This window comes from Methylococcus sp. ANG (genome assembly GCF_040730495.1).
Lineage (GTDB): Bacteria > Pseudomonadota > Gammaproteobacteria > Methylococcales > Methylococcaceae > Methylococcus.
On record NZ_CP160399.1, the window covers coordinates 3,836,872 to 3,851,230 of the forward strand.

A 14,359-nucleotide genomic window follows, 5' to 3' on the forward strand; every position below is an offset into this window, starting at 1 on the left:
GGGGTTTTTTGGATATAATCCCATCTTCCCGCGACGGGCAACCCCTACAGGATTCCTCATGGCTGCGTCACCCAAACGTCCTGGTCTGCTGAAGTCTTTCTTCGGCGCCGTCCTACGCGCGTACCATCCGCGCACCATGCGCGAGAAGGGCCTGCTCTGGACCGTGACGATGCTGACCATCCTGACGCTGGGGATTTTCCTGGCGGTCGCGGAGTATTGGGGCGAAGAACCGGAAGAATTCGACGTGCTCGCTTCCGCCATCCAGGACGCCGGCGTCAAGAATTCCCGTGAGCTGCCGCTGGGCTACACCTATGCGACGACGCTGATCGACATCGGCGAAACCCTGCTCTACAAGCCGGGTGGATTCCTGGTCAACGACATGTTCCCGCCGGGCGTCTTCGAGGACAACATGCCGATGTGGGAGTACGGAGCGCTGACCGCGCTGCGCGATGCCACCTCGGCCCTGCGCAACCACATCGCCCGAGCCCAGTCGCAATCCAAGGAGGATCCCGACCTGGCCCAGGCGGAACCGTTCTTCTACTTCGACCATACCTCCTGGCAGTTGCCCTCGTCCGAATCGGAATACCAGAAAGGCATCGAGGCCATGATGCGCTACCGTGCCCGGCTGATGAAGCGCGAGGCCAGCTTCTTCTCCCGCGCCGACAATCTGCGGCAGTACCTGGAAATCCTTGAAAAGCGCCTGGGCAGCCTGTCCAACCGCCTGAGCGCGAGCGCGGGCGACATGAGCCAGACGAGCGCGGACGAAAAAAGGGGGGCGGTCACCAAGACCTCCTGGTGGAACGTCGACGACATCTTCTTCGAAGCCCGCGGCTACAGCTGGGCGGCGATCCACATCCTCAAGGCCATCGAATTCGATTTCCGTGACATCCTCGGCAACAAGACCGCGCTGGTCTCGCTGCAGTCGATCATCCACGAACTGGAAGACGGCCAGGCGCCGTTCCTGAGCCCGATCATCCTGAACGGCGACGGCTTCGGCATCTTCGCCAATTATTCGCTGACCCTCGCCAATTACATCGCCCGCGCCAACGCGGCGACGATCGATCTGCGCAACCTGCTCCAGCAAGGCTGATTCGATGCAGCTAAGGGGGACTCATGTCTGACGAGACTTTCGAACGTCCTGCGATAACCGGGATCGGCCGCCGGCTGGTCTTCATGGTGTTTTTCATGGTGGTGCTGGGCGCTGTCCGATTCGTGTTCTGGGCCATCGTCGCCTTCCAGTTCCTGAGCCATCTTTTCACCGGCGGCGTGAATCCCAACGCCGTCACGAGCGGCGCCAGGCTGGCCGAATACATCTACCGCATCATGGAAGGAGCACAAGGAAGTCGAGCGAAGCGAGCGAGTGCGACGACCCCCGCGAAGCCGTAGGCCCGGATGTTTTGTCGGAGTCCGCGGCTTCATCGCGGGCGGAGACAAAACATAAGGGAACCGACACGGCGTCGAGCCATTGTGGGAGCCTTGGCGGAGTGCGTCGCGGAGAGACGGACGAAGCCGAGGCGGACGCAGGACGGCGCGGGCCGCCGAAGGCAAAGACGTCGCCAATTTTTTGCTCCCGAGGGTGACTGGGATGTCCCGTCGGGTTTCGCAAAAAATGGCGACGCTCCAGCTGTTCCTGACCTACGAGACCGAGGCCATGCCGTTCCCCTTCGGAGAACGGGCGGACCGGCCTTCCGGCCGGGACCGCTGACTCATTCGGAGAGTTCGGCGGCGTCCGCCAGCAGCCTGCGTATTTCCTGGAACAGTTGACGGGCGTGGCGCGGCGGCTTGGCCTGGTCCCGCTCCTCGCGGGCTCCGCGGACCAGCTTCCGGAGCAACTGGCGGTCCGCGCCGGGGAACTCCCCCATCAGCGCATTGACGGCTTCGTCGCCCTCGGCGATGAGCCGGTCGCGCCATCGTTCGATGCAGTGTTGCCGCCTGGCAGCCGTCGCGCTGTCGCTTTTGATGTCGTCGAGGGCGCCGCGGATCGGGTCGGCGTCGATCTGGCGCAGCAGCTTGCCGATGTACTTGATCTGCCGTTTCAGCGCCCCGTGAGCGCTGATGGTCCTCCCCAGGCGCACGGCCTCCGCGACCGGTTCGGGCAGCGTCAGCCGGTCCAGGCTTTCCCGCGGCAGCAGGACCAGTTCCCGGCCGAGTTCCAGCAGCTCCGCGCTCTCGCGCTTCATTTTCGCGTGGCTGCGGCGGCCGTAGCTTTCTTCCTCCGCCGCGTCGTCCAGGTCGTCGAATTCGTCTTGCATTGAAGTCTTCTCGTAAGCTCGATTGGGGGAGGCACCAAACGTCAGGATGGACGTTTGGCACGCTCGGAGGGCGCCCGACGGGTGCCGGGCAAGGATTGCCCGGCATGACCCATCCGCCGGGAGCGGATGGGCACCTGCCCGCAGGGTGCCGGGCAAGGATTGCCCGGCATGAATCCTACCCCATGACGGGGGCATGCGTGCACTGCCGCGGGTCCGTCCGGTAGAAACGGCACATCTGGGCGTAGACCTCGGGGTATTCGTTCTCCACCAAGGCGGGCTGTTCGAAGAAATATTCGCTCAACACCGCGAAGAATTCCGAGGGCGATTCGCCGGCGTAAGGGTCGATGACGGTGTGTTCGCCCCGGTCCAGCCGGGCATTGAAATCTTCGAACGCGCCGGTGAAGTCCTTCGACCACGCCGATGCCCTCATGCCCCGGTGCAGCGGGGGGAAACCGTCGCACGGGCCGTTCAGCATGTCCAGCTTGTGGGCCATTTCGTGAATGACGACGTTGTAGCCGTCGCCCCGTCCCGAAGCTTCCACGTCGGCCCAGGACAGGATGACGGGACCCAGTTCCCAGGCTTCGCCACCGATGGTTTCCTCCCATTCGTGCATGACGCCGATGTCGTCCATGGCTTCCCGTGGCCGCACGAATTCCGTGGGAAACACCAGAACGGTGTGCCAGCCGGCGTACCAGTCGAGATCGAGATGGAGTACGGGGAGGCAGGCCAGCGCGGCGATGCGGATCTTCATGGCCTCGGTCAGAGCCAGATTGCCGGAGGATTCGAAGACCTTTTCGTGGAGGAACAGGGTCGCCAGGCGCCGGAGGTTTTCACGCTCCGCTTCGGGCAAGCGGGCAAGCAGCGGGACGCCGCCGATGGCGGCGCGGAACGCTGCCGGGGTGATCGGACAGCTACCGAGGATCCGGCGGCGGCGCAGGTTCCGAAAGAATTTGAAGATCGGCAAGGTCTGTCCTATCGCTGTGTCATCCGTGCGGAGCCGCCGCTTCCGCCTGTATTAAAATGTCGACTCCGCAAGTCAGGAATCTCCAAAGCCGTGTCGGCCATCGTCTTGTCCACCCTCAACGCGCGTTTCATCCACTCATCCCTCGGCTTACGCTATCTCCTGGCCAACCTGGGCGAGCTGCGGGCCGAGACGACGCTGGCCGAATTCATCATCACCGACCGTCCCGCGGAGGTCGCCGAGAAACTGCTGGCGCTGAATCCGCGCATCCTGGGGCTGGGCGTCTACATCTGGAACGTGGAAGAGACCACCCGGCTGGTCGCTCTGCTCAAGGCCGTGAGGCCGGAGCTGGTCGTCGTGCTCGGCGGCCCGGAGGTCAGCCATGAATGGGAGGACCAGCCGATCGTCCGGCTGGCGGATTATATCGTCGGCGGCCCCGGCGAGCTGGTGTTTCCCCGCCTGTGCCGGGACATCCTGGACGGCACGCCGCCCACCGGCCGCTTCATCCGTGCCGAGCCCCCGGACCTGCGTGAATTGGAGTTGCCCTATGCTTGTTACGACGAGCGCGACATCGCCCACCGGCTGATCTACGTCGAAGCCTCGCGCGGCTGCCCGTTCAAGTGCGAATTCTGCCTGTCGGCGCTGGACCGCACGGCCTGGCCGTTCGAGCCGGAGCGTTTCCTCGCCGCCATGGACGGGCTGTACCGGCGCGGTGCGCGGCATTTCAAGTTCGTCGACCGGACCTTCAATCTGAATATCGGCACGAGCCTGCGCATCCTCGAATTCTTCCGGGACAAGGCGGACCCGGCCTTGTTCCTGCATTTCGAGGTGATTCCGGACCATCTGCCGGATCGCCTGAAGGAGGCACTGGCGCGGTTCGCGCCGGGAGCACTGCAGCTCGAAATCGGCGTGCAGAGCTTCGATCCGGAGGTGCAGGCGCGCATCAGCCGCCGCCAGGACAATGCCGGGACCGAAGCCAATCTGCGCTGGCTGCGCCGGCACACCCACGCTCATCTGCACGTCGATCTGATCGCCGGCCTGCCGGGCGAGACGCTGGAGGGGTTCGCGCGCGGCTTCGACCGCCTGATCGCCCTCGACCCGCATGAGATCCAGGTCGGCATCCTGAAGCGCCTGCGCGGCGCGCCGATCGACCGCCACACCCGATCCTGCGGCATGCGCTACAACCCCTATCCCCCTTACAACGTGGTCCGGACCGACGTCCTGGATTTCGCTGCTCTGCAGCGCCTGAACCGGTTCGCCCGTTACTGGGACCTGGTGGGCAACTCCGGACGCTTCAAGCGGGTCCGTCCGGTCCTGCTGGGGGAGCGTCCCTTCGCCCGATTCCAGGCTTTTTCCGATTGGCTGTATGCCCGCACGGGCAAGACCCACGAGATCGCGCTCGACCGTTTGTACGATTTCGTCTTCGAATTTCTCACTGGCGAATGCGCGGAGGATGAGGACAGCGTCCGGTGGGCGGTGGCGGCCGATTACATGTCGAGCGGCACCAAGCGCAGCCCCCGCTGCCTGCTCGATGGCCGGACGGCCGAATCACCGCGCAGGGTCGAAAACGCAGGCAGCCGGCGTCAGATGCGCCATGGCCGTGACTGAAGGAACTCCGGGCCGGATGCGCGGTCGTTCTCTCGTAGCGTGCGCGCAATGAAGCGTCTCTCCCATGAAAGAATCGTCCAATGAATACCGATGACAAAGAACTGTTCCAGCGTGAGATGGAAGGCGTGACGCCGCTCAAGCCCACGGACCAGGCGCCCTTGCGCCCCAGGGATGCGCCGACGCCGGGCCAGCTCTACCGCCGTTCGGCGGCGCAGCGGGCTCTGGGCCGCGACGCCAATTTCCTGACTACCGATTTCGTCGAATTCGTCGACCGCGAAGCGGTATTGAGCTTCCGCCGCCAGGGCATCCAGCACGCGGTGTTCCGCAAGCTGGAGCAGGGCGCCTATGAGGTCGAGGCCGTGCTCGACCTGCATCTCCTGAGCGTGGAGGAGGCACGCACGGCGGTGTTCGAGTTCATCCGCGATTGCATGAAGCACGACGTGCGCACGGTGCTGATCAATCATGGCAAGGGGGGGCGGGAGGCGGGCAAGCCGACCTATCTCAAGAGCTACGTGGCCCGCTGGCTGCCCCAGTTCGACGAAGTGCTCGCCTTCCACAGCGCCCAGCGCTGGCACGGCGGCACCGGCGCCGTGTACGTCATGCTGCGGAAGAGCGAGAAGCAAAAGCAGATCACCCGCCAGAAGTTGGGCCTGACCTCGATCAAGCCGCGATGAGCGCCGATCCGGAATCCATCGGGGCGCGCTTCCTGCCGGAAGGCGAGGGCTTCCGTGTCGAGCCCCTGGGCGACGGCCTCATCAACCAGACCTGGCTGGTGTCTCCCGCCGCCTCAGCCCGTTTCGTGCTGCAGCGCATCAACGCCCGAGTGTTTGCGCATCCGGGGCGGATCGCCGCCAATCTGCGCCGGATCCAGGCCCATGTTCACGGCGGCGATTCGGACTTCGCCGAACACTGGCCGGACCTGATCGCGCCGCGCGAGGGCGGCGATGCGCTCGTCGATGCCGAAGGCGGCCACTGGCGGGCGCTGCGCTACATCGAAGGCAGCCAAGTCCTGGAGCGGATCGCGACGGAGCGCCAAGCCCTGGAGGTCGGCCGGGTGCTGGGGGCCTTCCATGCCGCGCTGGCCGAAGTCGACAGCGCCTCGCTGGACGATCCGCTCCCGGATTTCCACATTGCGCCGGGGTATCTCGCCCATCTGGATGCCGTCCGGACATCTGCCGGGCTGGGCGATCCCGCGGTCCGCCGGGCCTTGGGTTTCGTCGAGGCGCGCCGGGAGTTCGTGCCGGTGCTGGAGCGGGCCAAGGCCGCCGGCCGTTTGCGTTCCCGAGTCATCCATGGCGACCCCAAGCTGGCCAACATCCTGTTCGACCGGGAAGGCGAGCGTGCCCTGACGCTCATCGATCTCGACACGGTCAAGCCGGGCCTGGTGCATTACGACATCGGCGACTGCCTGCGCTCCTGCTGCAACCGCTCCGGCGAATCCCCCGAAGACCCTGGGGCGACGCGCTTCGACCTGGCGCTGTGCGAGGCCATACTGCGAGGGTATCTCTCGGTGGCGGGACACATGCTGACGGCGGAGGACCGCGAGCACCTCTACGACGCCATCCGCCTGATTCCGCTCGAACTCGGCATCCGTTTCCTGGCCGATCATCTGGCCGGCGACGTGTACTTCCGCACAGAAAGCCGCGGCCAGAATCTCCACCGGGCGCGGGTACAATTCCGGTTGGTGGAATGCATCGAAGCGGACGAAGCGGCGATACGGCGGATCGTGGCGGCGTCATTGCCTTCGATGGAAACCGACTACTTGCTGTCGACGCCGGCCAATGCCGCGGCCTTGGCGCGGGCGGTTGGGCAGGATCGGGCGGGACAGGCCGCACAGCGCGAACCGATCGACGACGGCTGATTGCGCGCCGTGCCCCTATAGCCATCACTGCCCGGCTTTCAGCCTCTCCCAGTATTCGGTGTAGAGCCCGATCGCCTCGCCCAGGTCGACCTGGTACTCCCCACGTCCGATCACGCTTGCCGGCGGGTAGATCACCGGATCGTTCCTGATTTCGGGCGGCAGGATCGCGACCGCGGCGGCATTCGGGGTGGCGTAGCCTACGGTCTCGCTTATCAGCCGGGCCACTTCCGGCCGCAGCAGGTAATCGATGAGCGCGTGCGCCTCTTCCGGGTTTTCGGCGTTCTCGAGGATCGCCAGGTTGTCCATCCACAGCAGAGGCCCTTCCGCGGCCTGGACGAAGCGGACGGCGGGGGCTTCCCGCGCGGCCAGGCAGGCGACGCCGTTCCAGATCATCCCCGCGTCCACTTCGCCGGTGATGAACAGGATCTGAGGCGCGTCGGAGCTGAACAGGCGCACGTTGGGCATCAGTTCGCGCAGCTTGCGGTAGGCCGCGTCGATGTGGGCGGGGTCGGTCGAATTGACCGGCAGCCCCAGCACCAGCATGGCCATGTGGAACACCTCCCGCATGTCGTTGGGCAGCAGCAGGGCGCGGCGAAACCGCGGCTGCCAGAGGTCGGCCCAAGCGTGCAGACTGGCGGGGGCTATCCGTTCGGCGTTGACCGCGATGCCGGTCGTCCCCCACAGATAGGGCACGCTGTAACGGTTGCCTGGATCGAACGGCAGGTCGAGGTGGTGCGGATCGAGATTGCCGAAATGGGGCAGCCGCGAGCGGTCAAGCGGGCGCAGCAAGCCCTGTTTGCGCATCCGGTCGATCATGTAGGTGGACGGCACCACCAGGTCGTAGCCGCCGCCGTCGAGCAGCTTGACCTTGGCATACATCGCTTCGTTGCTGTCGTAGGTGGCGTAGTGCACCTGGACGCCGGTTTCGCGGGTGAAGCTCTCCAGCACCGCCGGGGGCAGATAATCCGACCAGTTGAAGAAGCGCAGCTCGCGCTGCCCCGCCGCGAGCGGCGCGAGGAATGCCGCGAGCGCGAATGCGGCCAGCCGGCGTCGGATCATTCGCGGTCCTTCCGCAGCAGCCATTGGGCGAGCACCACGAAGCTCAGCGAGACGGCGAACAGCAGCGAGGCGAGGGCGTTCACTTCCGGCTTCACGCCGAGCCGGACCATGGAATAGATGCGCAGCGGCAGGACTTCGAAATCGGGTCCGGTGACGAAGAAGCTGACCACCGCGTCGTCCAGCGACAGGGTGAAGCTCATCAGCCAGCCCGCGGCGACGGCCGGCAACGCCAGCGGCAACACGATGCGGCGGACGGCGGTCCATTCCCCGGCGCCCAGATCGCGCGCCGCTTCGACCAGGGCGTTGTGTGTGCCTTGCTAAGGCGCATCTGTTTCGTCGGTGCAAATCCGACCCGGCCAACTTTCGCTCCGGCCGGAAGCACTCGGGGCGGTTCGGGAGGTAACGAACGGGCTGAAGCACTCCGAGAAAAGGTCTCCTTGGGAGACCAGCGGGCCATGCGGGCCGTAACGCGAGTGAACACTGAGCAGGCCTCGAAATGCCGTTGTGGAAGCCGACCCACCATAATGCCGGGGAAGGCCGTTGTCTTTGGGGAAGAGAGCGAAACGGGCACCCAAAGATTCCACCGGGGTAGTGGTGGCAGCACGCATGGGAGAGATCAGATGGGCAACAAGGGAAGTCCCCGCGGGTTTCCGGCGGCACCGGGCAACGGCGATCCCGTGAGGGATAGAGCCGGCCTGCGGGGATGGCGGATGGGCGCGTAGTAGTGCTGAGGCCGGGTAATGCCGGAAGAGCGAAGGCGCCCTGTTTCGAAACGAGATGGGGAAAGTGACAAGAACCAGGGGATTGACGTGAGTCTAGCAACTTCGAGTAGTACGGTTCAGACGTTACAGACCTCATTGCAGGCGAAAGCCAAGGCAGAACCGGCTTTCCGCTTCTACAGCCTGTGGGACAAGGTCTGCCGGACCGATGTGCTGTGGGTGGCTTATCGGCGTTGCCGCGCCAATCGCGGTGCGCCGGGCTACGACGACATCAGTTTCCAACAGATCGAAGACCAAGGTGTGGACGGATGGCTGGAAAGATTGCGGCAGGAGTTGATGGCGGGCGAATACCGACCTCAGCCCCTGCTGCGCGTATGGATACCCAAGGCCCAGGGCGGACAGCGTCCTTTGGGCATACCGACGATCCGGGATCGCGTGGTACAGATGGCGATGCTGCTGGTGATCGGCCCGATCTTCGAAGCGGACCTGTTGCCGCGGCAGTATGGATTTCGGCCAGGCTTAGACGCCAAGATGGCGATCAGGATGACCCACTTCGGCATTGCCCAACGAGGGAAGCGGGAGGTGGTGGATGCGGACTTGTCCGACTATTTCAACACCATTCCGCATGGCGAACTGATGCGCTGCATCAGCCGGCGGATTGCCGATGGCACGGTGCTGTCGGTGATTCGACAATGGCTGAAAGTGCCTGTGGTCGAGCGCTGCGAAGGCAGCGAGAAACGGACCACAGAAGCTAAGGACAAGAACCGAGGCACGCCCCAAGGGGGGATTGTCTCACCCTTGCTGAGTAATCTGTACTTCCGGCGTTTTCTCCTGGCCTGGCAGAAGTTGGGCTTCGGCCAAAGGCTCCGGGCGGAAGTGGTGAATTACGCTGATGACCTGGTGATCCTCTGCCCGAACGGGCGGGGGGAAGCGGCCATGGAGGCCATGCGCCAGATCATGTCCCGGCTGGGACTCACGATCAACGAGAAGAAGACTCGGCTGGTCAAGCTACCGGGTGAGCACTTCGACTTTCTCGGTTACACATTCGGCGAGTTCCATGGCAAGGATGGGCGCCCTTACTGGGGAACCCGTCCGTCCAAGAAAGCGATCAAACGGCTAAAACAGGGTATCCACGACGCCACGTCGTCACGGTGGAACGCCACCACGGTCGAAAGCCGGGTTGCCGAAATCAACCCCATGCTGCGCGGCTGGGCGAACTACTTCAATCAAGGACCGGTCACGAAAATCTATCGAGACCTGCAAGGCTACACGGACCGACGACTGCGAATCTGGTTGATGCGCCGGAGCGGAAAAAAGGGAACGGGGTATCGCCAGTATCCCGACGAGTATCTCTACGAAACCTTGAGGCTCTACCAACTGCCGCTAAAGCGTACTGACCTGCTGAATGCGAAGGCCTGAGGGTCGAAAGAAAGCCGGATGCGGGAAAGCCGCACGTCCGGTTTGACGAGCGGGATGTGGAAACGGGGTGATGGCCAGGCTAATGAGGCACCGCCAGACGAAAGGGGCGGCAACAGATAGGCCGAGCCTTAGACCACCGCGCCACATCTCGACTCTACCGTTGGTCTGGCGGGCGCGGGACTTGGTGAAGTCGATGCGCAGTTTCTCCAGGAGTTGGGCGACCCGGTGGTTGATGTACTCCGAGCCGTTGTCGGAGTGGAAGCCGCGGATGACGAAGGGGAAGCTGTCGAGGAGCGGGTTGAGCGCCGGGATGAGGAAGTGCTCGCTGATCCGTTCGACGCTGACGACGCACTGCATCTGGGTGGCCTCGTCGACGGCGTTGAGGTGGTAGAGGCCCTTGATGCCATCGAGATCGCCCTGATGGACGGAATCGACGCGCAGGAAGCCGGGGCGTCCGTCCGGAAAGGGTTTGCGGCGCTCGCCGATGGCCACGGGCGTGGGTCGGGTCTTGTCGTGGTGAGTGCGCTGCCGTCGATAGGCCGTGGAGTGGCGGAGGTTGTAGAGGCCGCCGTTGGAGATGCGGGCGAGGCGGACGAAGCGTTGATCCGAGAAGACGTGGAAGGCGCGCTCGCAGAGCTTGCGGGTGGCGGGGCCGGAGAGGGTGCCGTGGAGGGCATCGAGTTCGGCCAAGAGCACGGCATCGGCGGGCAGATAGCGACGCTGAAAGGCGTTGGCCGGCCGACCGCGGTGGTCGCGTACCCGTCCCGTTCGGCGGTACTGCGCGATCAGGCGGGTGATCTGGGCGCGGGAGAAGCCGCTGACCTTGATCAGGTAATCCCGGACGATCCCCTTGTCGGCCTTGCCGAGGCGCAAGTAGCCGAGCTGACAGAGCGAGGACTCGATCCAGCCATAGGCCTCCGGGCGGGAGGGTACGGTGAAGTCCAGCGGTGAGGCGCCCTCCAGGAAGGCCCGGATCTCGTCGAGGGTTTGAAGGCGTTGGGTATGCAGTTTCACGATCATCCTCCGATGATCCCAAAACCCACCCCTTCAGGCTCACCTTCCGGTGGAATCACGCCCCTCCTTCAGGCTCATCTTCCGTTGGACAAGGCTGGCACTTGTGCGGTCCGCCGGTGTCGGGCAAGATCGGCGTCGGCGCGCAGCGAGGAGATTCGAATGGAGTTGGACGGAAAACGGGTTTCGGGAGGGAAGGTGACGGGTCCTTCTCCCTCCGCTGCCGGTCCGGCCTCGCCCGAGTTCGAGAGCGGCGACCCTGCGGCGGCCTTCAAGGCGTGGGTGGCGAAAGCCGAAGCCGGGGACGCCGGGGCGCAGCGGCGCCTCGGCCTGTGTTTCCGGGATGGCGTCGGTACGGACAGGGACATCCACCAGGCGATCGCCTGGTACCGGCGTTCCGCCGCGCAAGGCGAGCCGGCGGCGGCGCTCGAACTGGGGCTCATTCTCGAGGCCGGCCTCGGATTCCCCCCCGACCATGGCGAGGCGGGAAAGTGGTACCGTGTGGCGCTGGACCAGTGGCGGGCGCGCGCGGAAGGCGGTGATGCCGTGGCGCAGCTCGTCCTCGGCCTCTGCCATGAGGCGGGAGCAGGCGTCGCGGCCGGGTACCGGGAGGCTCTGAAATGGTACGGCCGTTCGGCGGAACGAGGTTGTGCCCATGCCCAGTGGGCGTTGGGGCGCTTGTACGAGGACGGTCTGGGCGTCGTCCGCGATTATGCCGAAGCGGTTCGTTGCTATCGGGCCGGCGCATTCCAGGGACATGCCCGCGCCTGTTTCAACCTGGGCCTGATGGCCGAATTGGGGCTGGGCATGGCGCGCGACGCGGACGGCTCCCTGCGCTGGTACGGCAAGGCCCTGGAAACCTGGCGGCGGCAGGCGGAGTACGGCGACCCCGCCGCCCAGGCGGCGCTCGCGGCCATGTACGAAGCCGGCCATGGCGTGGCCAAGGACTACGCCGAGGCGGCCCGCTGGTACCGGCGGGCCGCGGGGTTGGGCAATCCGCTGGCCCAGTTCGAACTCGGGCGGTTGTGCATGGAAGGCCTGGGTGTGGAGCGCAACGACGCCGAAGCGGTAGACTGGTTCCGGCTTGCGGCCGAGCGCGTCCATGCGGACGCGCAGTTCCATCTGGGTCTGATGTACGAGCAGGGCCGCGGCGTGACGCGCAATTTCGAAGAGGCGTTCCGCTGGTATGACAAGGCGGCGGATGAAGGGCCGGCCAGACGCTGGGACGCGTTCCACCGTATCGCCCCCTCGGCGGGCGAGATACCGGAGGGAAGCGGCTTTGGCGCGTGGTAGCCGCCTGAAGTCACCGGGATTTTCGAACGCTCGAAGTCGCGCATCGTCAGACGGATGCACGAATACCGAAAGGTGTCCCGGCGGACTGCCGGGACTCGATTCCCGAACAATGGCAACATAGCGGAGAGGGGTGAACAATGAGCAAGGAACGGGAACCATTCGTGAACCGGCATTTCGCGGTGCCTTTGATTGCAGTCGCCGGACTGTCGACCGTGTTGGCCGGCGAGGCCCAGGCGGGCACGTTCCGGCACGCCGCCAGACCCATTCCGGGGCAGTACATCGTGATCTTCCGGAGTGAAGCCGCGAGCGCTTCGGGCCTCGATGGCCTGCTGAACCGGCTGGGCCGGATATACAACGCCGCGCCGGCGGACGTCTGGCGGCACGCCGTCAAGGGGTTTCTGGCCAGGATGTCGCCGGTGGAGGCCGCGGCACTGGCGAACGATCCCTCCGTCGCCCTGGTGGAGGAGGACGGCATCATTTCGATCCACGCCACCCAGTCCGGCGCAACCTGGGGGCTGGACCGGATCGACCAGGCCGGTCTCCCGCTGAATGGCACCTACACGTACAACACCACGGGCCAGGGCGTCACGGCTTACGTGATCGACACCGGCATCAGGACCAGCTATTCGCAGTTCGGCGGCCGGGCCAGCGAGGGTTATACGGCGATCAACGACGGTTGGGGCGCCCGCGACTGCGACGGCCACGGCACGCATGTCGCGGGAACCATCGGCGGCTCGACTCACGGCGTCGCCAAGGACGTCAAACTGGTTTCGGTACGGGTCCTCGATTGCAATGGTTCGGGAACCACGTCCGGAGTGATCGCCGGAGTGAACTGGGTCACCGCCAACCGGCAGCTTCCCGCCGTCGCCAACATGAGCCTGGGCGGAGGCGCCTCGCAGGCGCTCGACACCGCGGTGCAGAATTCGATCGATGCGGGCGTGACCTATGCGGTCGCCGCCGGCAATTCCAACAGGAATGCCTGCAACGAGTCGCCCGGCCGCACCGCTGCCGCCTTGACCGTGGGGGCCACCACTTCTTCCGACGCCCGCGCGAGCTACTCCAACTACGGAACCTGCCTGGATATTTTCGCGCCGGGCAGCAGCATCACTTCCGCGAGCAACGCCGGCGACAACGCAACCCAGGTCATGAGCGGCACGTCGATGGCGACGCCACATGTCGCCGGGGCTGCCGCCTTGTATCTCTCAGCCTTCCCGGGCGCGACGCCGGCACAGGTCGCATCGGCATTGACCTCCGACGCGACTCTCAACAAGGTCGGCGGGGCGGGCACGGGGTCTCCCAATCGCCTGCTGTACACGGGTTTCATCGCGGCGCCCGCCGTCGACACGACGCCGCCGCAGGTGACGCTCACGGCGCCGGCTGCGTCGGCCACTTTGAGCGGGGCGGTGAATCTTGCCGCCAACGCCGCGGACGAGAACGGAGGAAGCGGCATTTCCAAGGTCGAATTCCGCGTCGATGGCAATGTGGTGGGGACCGACGCATCGTCACCGTACGGCGTAAGCTGGGACTCCGCGTCGGTTGAGGACGGCTCCCATGTCTTCGACGCGATCGCCACCGACAATGCCGGGAATTCGGCCGTCTCGAATTCGGTCAGCGCCGACACGGCGAACAGCGGCGAACCTTCGCCCGCATGTTCCACGACCGTGCAGCTCCTGGCGAATCCCGGATTCGAAAGCGGTACGGCGGCATGGACCGCGTCCGCGGGGGTCATAGACGATTCCAGTTCGGCACCGGCGCACAGCGGAAACTGGAAGGCGTGGCTGAACGGCTATGGCACGACGCATACCGACGACCTGTATCAGCAGGTCACGGTGCCGGTCGACGCCTGCACCGCGAACTTCAGTTTCTGGCTGCGGATCGCTACCAGCGAATTCACCAGCGCGCCGGCGCGCGACACGCTGACGGTGACGGTGCGCAATACCGCCGGCACCGTGTTGCAGACCCTGGCGACCTATTCGAACAGGAACCGCTCCTCGGGATACGTGCAAAGGAGCTTCGATCTTTCCGAGTACAAGGGACAAACCATCCGCCTCCAATTCCGGGGCGTCGAGAATTCGTCCCGGGCCACCAGCTTCCTCGTCGATGACGTGGAGCTGGCGGTGACGCAATGACGCAATAGCGTTTCTTGAATCGGGGAGGGGCGCTGTCGGCCCCTTCC

At 65.2% G+C, this 14,359-nt stretch carries 13 protein-coding genes; 8 read left to right on the forward strand and 5 right to left on the reverse strand.

Annotation, left to right across the window (positions count from 1 at the left end; genetic code table 11):
- Positions 1–58: 58 nt before the first annotated feature.
- Both ABZN20_RS18785 and ABZN20_RS18790 read left to right on the forward strand, forming a co-directional pair.
- On the forward strand, positions 59–1,090 hold the full coding sequence (locus ABZN20_RS18785) for a DUF2333 family protein (RefSeq protein WP_255556300.1): 1,032 nt from the start codon (positions 59–61) through the stop codon (positions 1,088–1,090).
- A gap of 23 nt (positions 1,091–1,113) precedes the next feature.
- A complete protein-coding gene (locus tag ABZN20_RS18790) occupies positions 1,114–1,386 on the forward strand; it encodes a DUF4389 domain-containing protein (protein WP_367026243.1) in 273 nt (90 codons plus the stop codon).
- 320 nt (positions 1,387–1,706) lie between these two features.
- Here ABZN20_RS18790 and yjgA read toward each other — a convergent pair whose 3' ends face one another.
- Both yjgA and ABZN20_RS18800 read right to left on the reverse strand, forming a co-directional pair.
- Complete coding sequence (yjgA, locus tag ABZN20_RS18795; RefSeq protein ID WP_218805909.1) at positions 1,707–2,252, reverse strand: ribosome biogenesis factor YjgA; 546 nt, start codon at positions 2,250–2,252, stop codon at positions 1,707–1,709.
- A 175-nt stretch (positions 2,253–2,427) separates the two neighbouring features.
- Entirely contained in the window at positions 2,428–3,216 is a 789-nt protein-coding gene (locus ABZN20_RS18800) for a zinc-dependent peptidase (protein ID WP_255556302.1), read from the reverse strand.
- Between the two features lie 90 nt (positions 3,217–3,306).
- Between ABZN20_RS18800 and ABZN20_RS18805 the strand changes: the two genes are divergently transcribed.
- The 3 genes from ABZN20_RS18805 to ABZN20_RS18815 all read left to right on the forward strand — a co-directional run bounded on the left by ABZN20_RS18805 (position 3,307) and on the right by ABZN20_RS18815 (position 6,682).
- Positions 3,307–4,821, forward strand: a complete 1,515-nt coding sequence (locus ABZN20_RS18805) for a B12-binding domain-containing radical SAM protein (protein WP_367026244.1) — start codon at positions 3,307–3,309, stop codon at positions 4,819–4,821.
- Positions 4,822–4,901: 80 nt separating this feature from the next.
- The gene (smrA, locus tag ABZN20_RS18810) at positions 4,902–5,495 is read left to right on the forward strand and encodes a DNA endonuclease SmrA (protein ID WP_367026245.1); all 594 of its coding nucleotides are present in this window, start codon (positions 4,902–4,904) and stop codon (positions 5,493–5,495) included.
- Positions 5,492–6,682: a phosphotransferase enzyme family protein gene (locus tag ABZN20_RS18815; RefSeq protein ID WP_367026246.1), complete on the forward strand. Its 1,191-nt coding sequence runs from the start codon at positions 5,492–5,494 to the stop codon at positions 6,680–6,682. The genes smrA and ABZN20_RS18815 overlap by 4 nt, the downstream gene beginning before the upstream one ends.
- 24 nt (positions 6,683–6,706) lie before the next feature.
- Here ABZN20_RS18815 and ABZN20_RS18820 read toward each other — a convergent pair whose 3' ends face one another.
- Positions 6,707–7,741 carry an extracellular solute-binding protein gene (locus tag ABZN20_RS18820; protein WP_367026247.1) on the reverse strand — a complete coding sequence of 345 codons (1,035 nt, stop codon included), beginning with the start codon at positions 7,739–7,741 and terminating at the stop codon, positions 6,707–6,709.
- Positions 7,738–8,040: an ABC transporter permease subunit gene (locus ABZN20_RS18825; protein ID WP_367027585.1), complete on the reverse strand. Its 303-nt coding sequence runs from the start codon at positions 8,038–8,040 to the stop codon at positions 7,738–7,740. The genes ABZN20_RS18820 and ABZN20_RS18825 overlap by 4 nt, the downstream gene beginning before the upstream one ends.
- Before the next feature lie 510 nt (positions 8,041–8,550).
- Between ABZN20_RS18825 and ltrA the strand changes: the two genes are divergently transcribed.
- On the forward strand, positions 8,551–9,879 hold the full coding sequence (gene ltrA / locus ABZN20_RS18830; RefSeq protein ID WP_367025431.1) for a group II intron reverse transcriptase/maturase: 1,329 nt from the start codon (positions 8,551–8,553) through the stop codon (positions 9,877–9,879).
- Here the strand turns inward: ltrA and ABZN20_RS18835 are convergent.
- A complete protein-coding gene (locus ABZN20_RS18835; protein WP_367026248.1) occupies positions 9,844–10,893 on the reverse strand; it encodes a hypothetical protein in 1,050 nt (349 codons plus the stop codon). The genes ltrA and ABZN20_RS18835 overlap by 36 nt on opposite strands.
- Positions 10,894–11,052: 159 nt before the next feature.
- Here ABZN20_RS18835 and ABZN20_RS18840 point away from each other — a divergent pair, with 159 nt between their 5' ends.
- Positions 11,053–12,183 carry an SEL1-like repeat protein gene (locus tag ABZN20_RS18840; RefSeq protein ID WP_367026249.1) on the forward strand — a complete coding sequence of 377 codons (1,131 nt, stop codon included), beginning with the start codon at positions 11,053–11,055 and terminating at the stop codon, positions 12,181–12,183.
- Positions 12,184–12,320: 137 nt separating this feature from the next.
- On the forward strand, positions 12,321–14,312 hold the full coding sequence (locus ABZN20_RS18845; protein ID WP_367026250.1) for a S8 family serine peptidase: 1,992 nt from the start codon (positions 12,321–12,323) through the stop codon (positions 14,310–14,312).
- Positions 14,313–14,359 lie beyond the last annotated feature (47 nt).

Bases quoted from the DNA above. Each gene is read 5' to 3' on its own strand.
- ABZN20_RS18785 (WP_255556300.1), top strand. From the start codon at position 59: ATGGCTGCGTCACCCAAACGTCCTGGTCTGCTGAAGTCTTTCTTCGGC.
- ABZN20_RS18815 (WP_367026246.1), top strand. From the start codon at position 5,492: ATGAGCGCCGATCCGGAATCCATCGGGGCGCGCTTCCTGCCGGAAGGC.
- ABZN20_RS18820 (WP_367026247.1), bottom strand. From the start codon at position 7,741: ATGATCCGACGCCGGCTGGCCGCATTCGCGCTCGCGGCATTCCTCGCG.
- ABZN20_RS18790 (WP_367026243.1), top strand. From the start codon at position 1,114: ATGTCTGACGAGACTTTCGAACGTCCTGCGATAACCGGGATCGGCCGC.
- smrA (WP_367026245.1), top strand. From the start codon at position 4,902: ATGAATACCGATGACAAAGAACTGTTCCAGCGTGAGATGGAAGGCGTG.
- yjgA (WP_218805909.1), bottom strand. From the start codon at position 2,252: ATGCAAGACGAATTCGACGACCTGGACGACGCGGCGGAGGAAGAAAGC.
- ABZN20_RS18840 (WP_367026249.1), top strand. From the start codon at position 11,053: ATGGAGTTGGACGGAAAACGGGTTTCGGGAGGGAAGGTGACGGGTCCT.
- ABZN20_RS18845 (WP_367026250.1), top strand. From the start codon at position 12,321: ATGAGCAAGGAACGGGAACCATTCGTGAACCGGCATTTCGCGGTGCCT.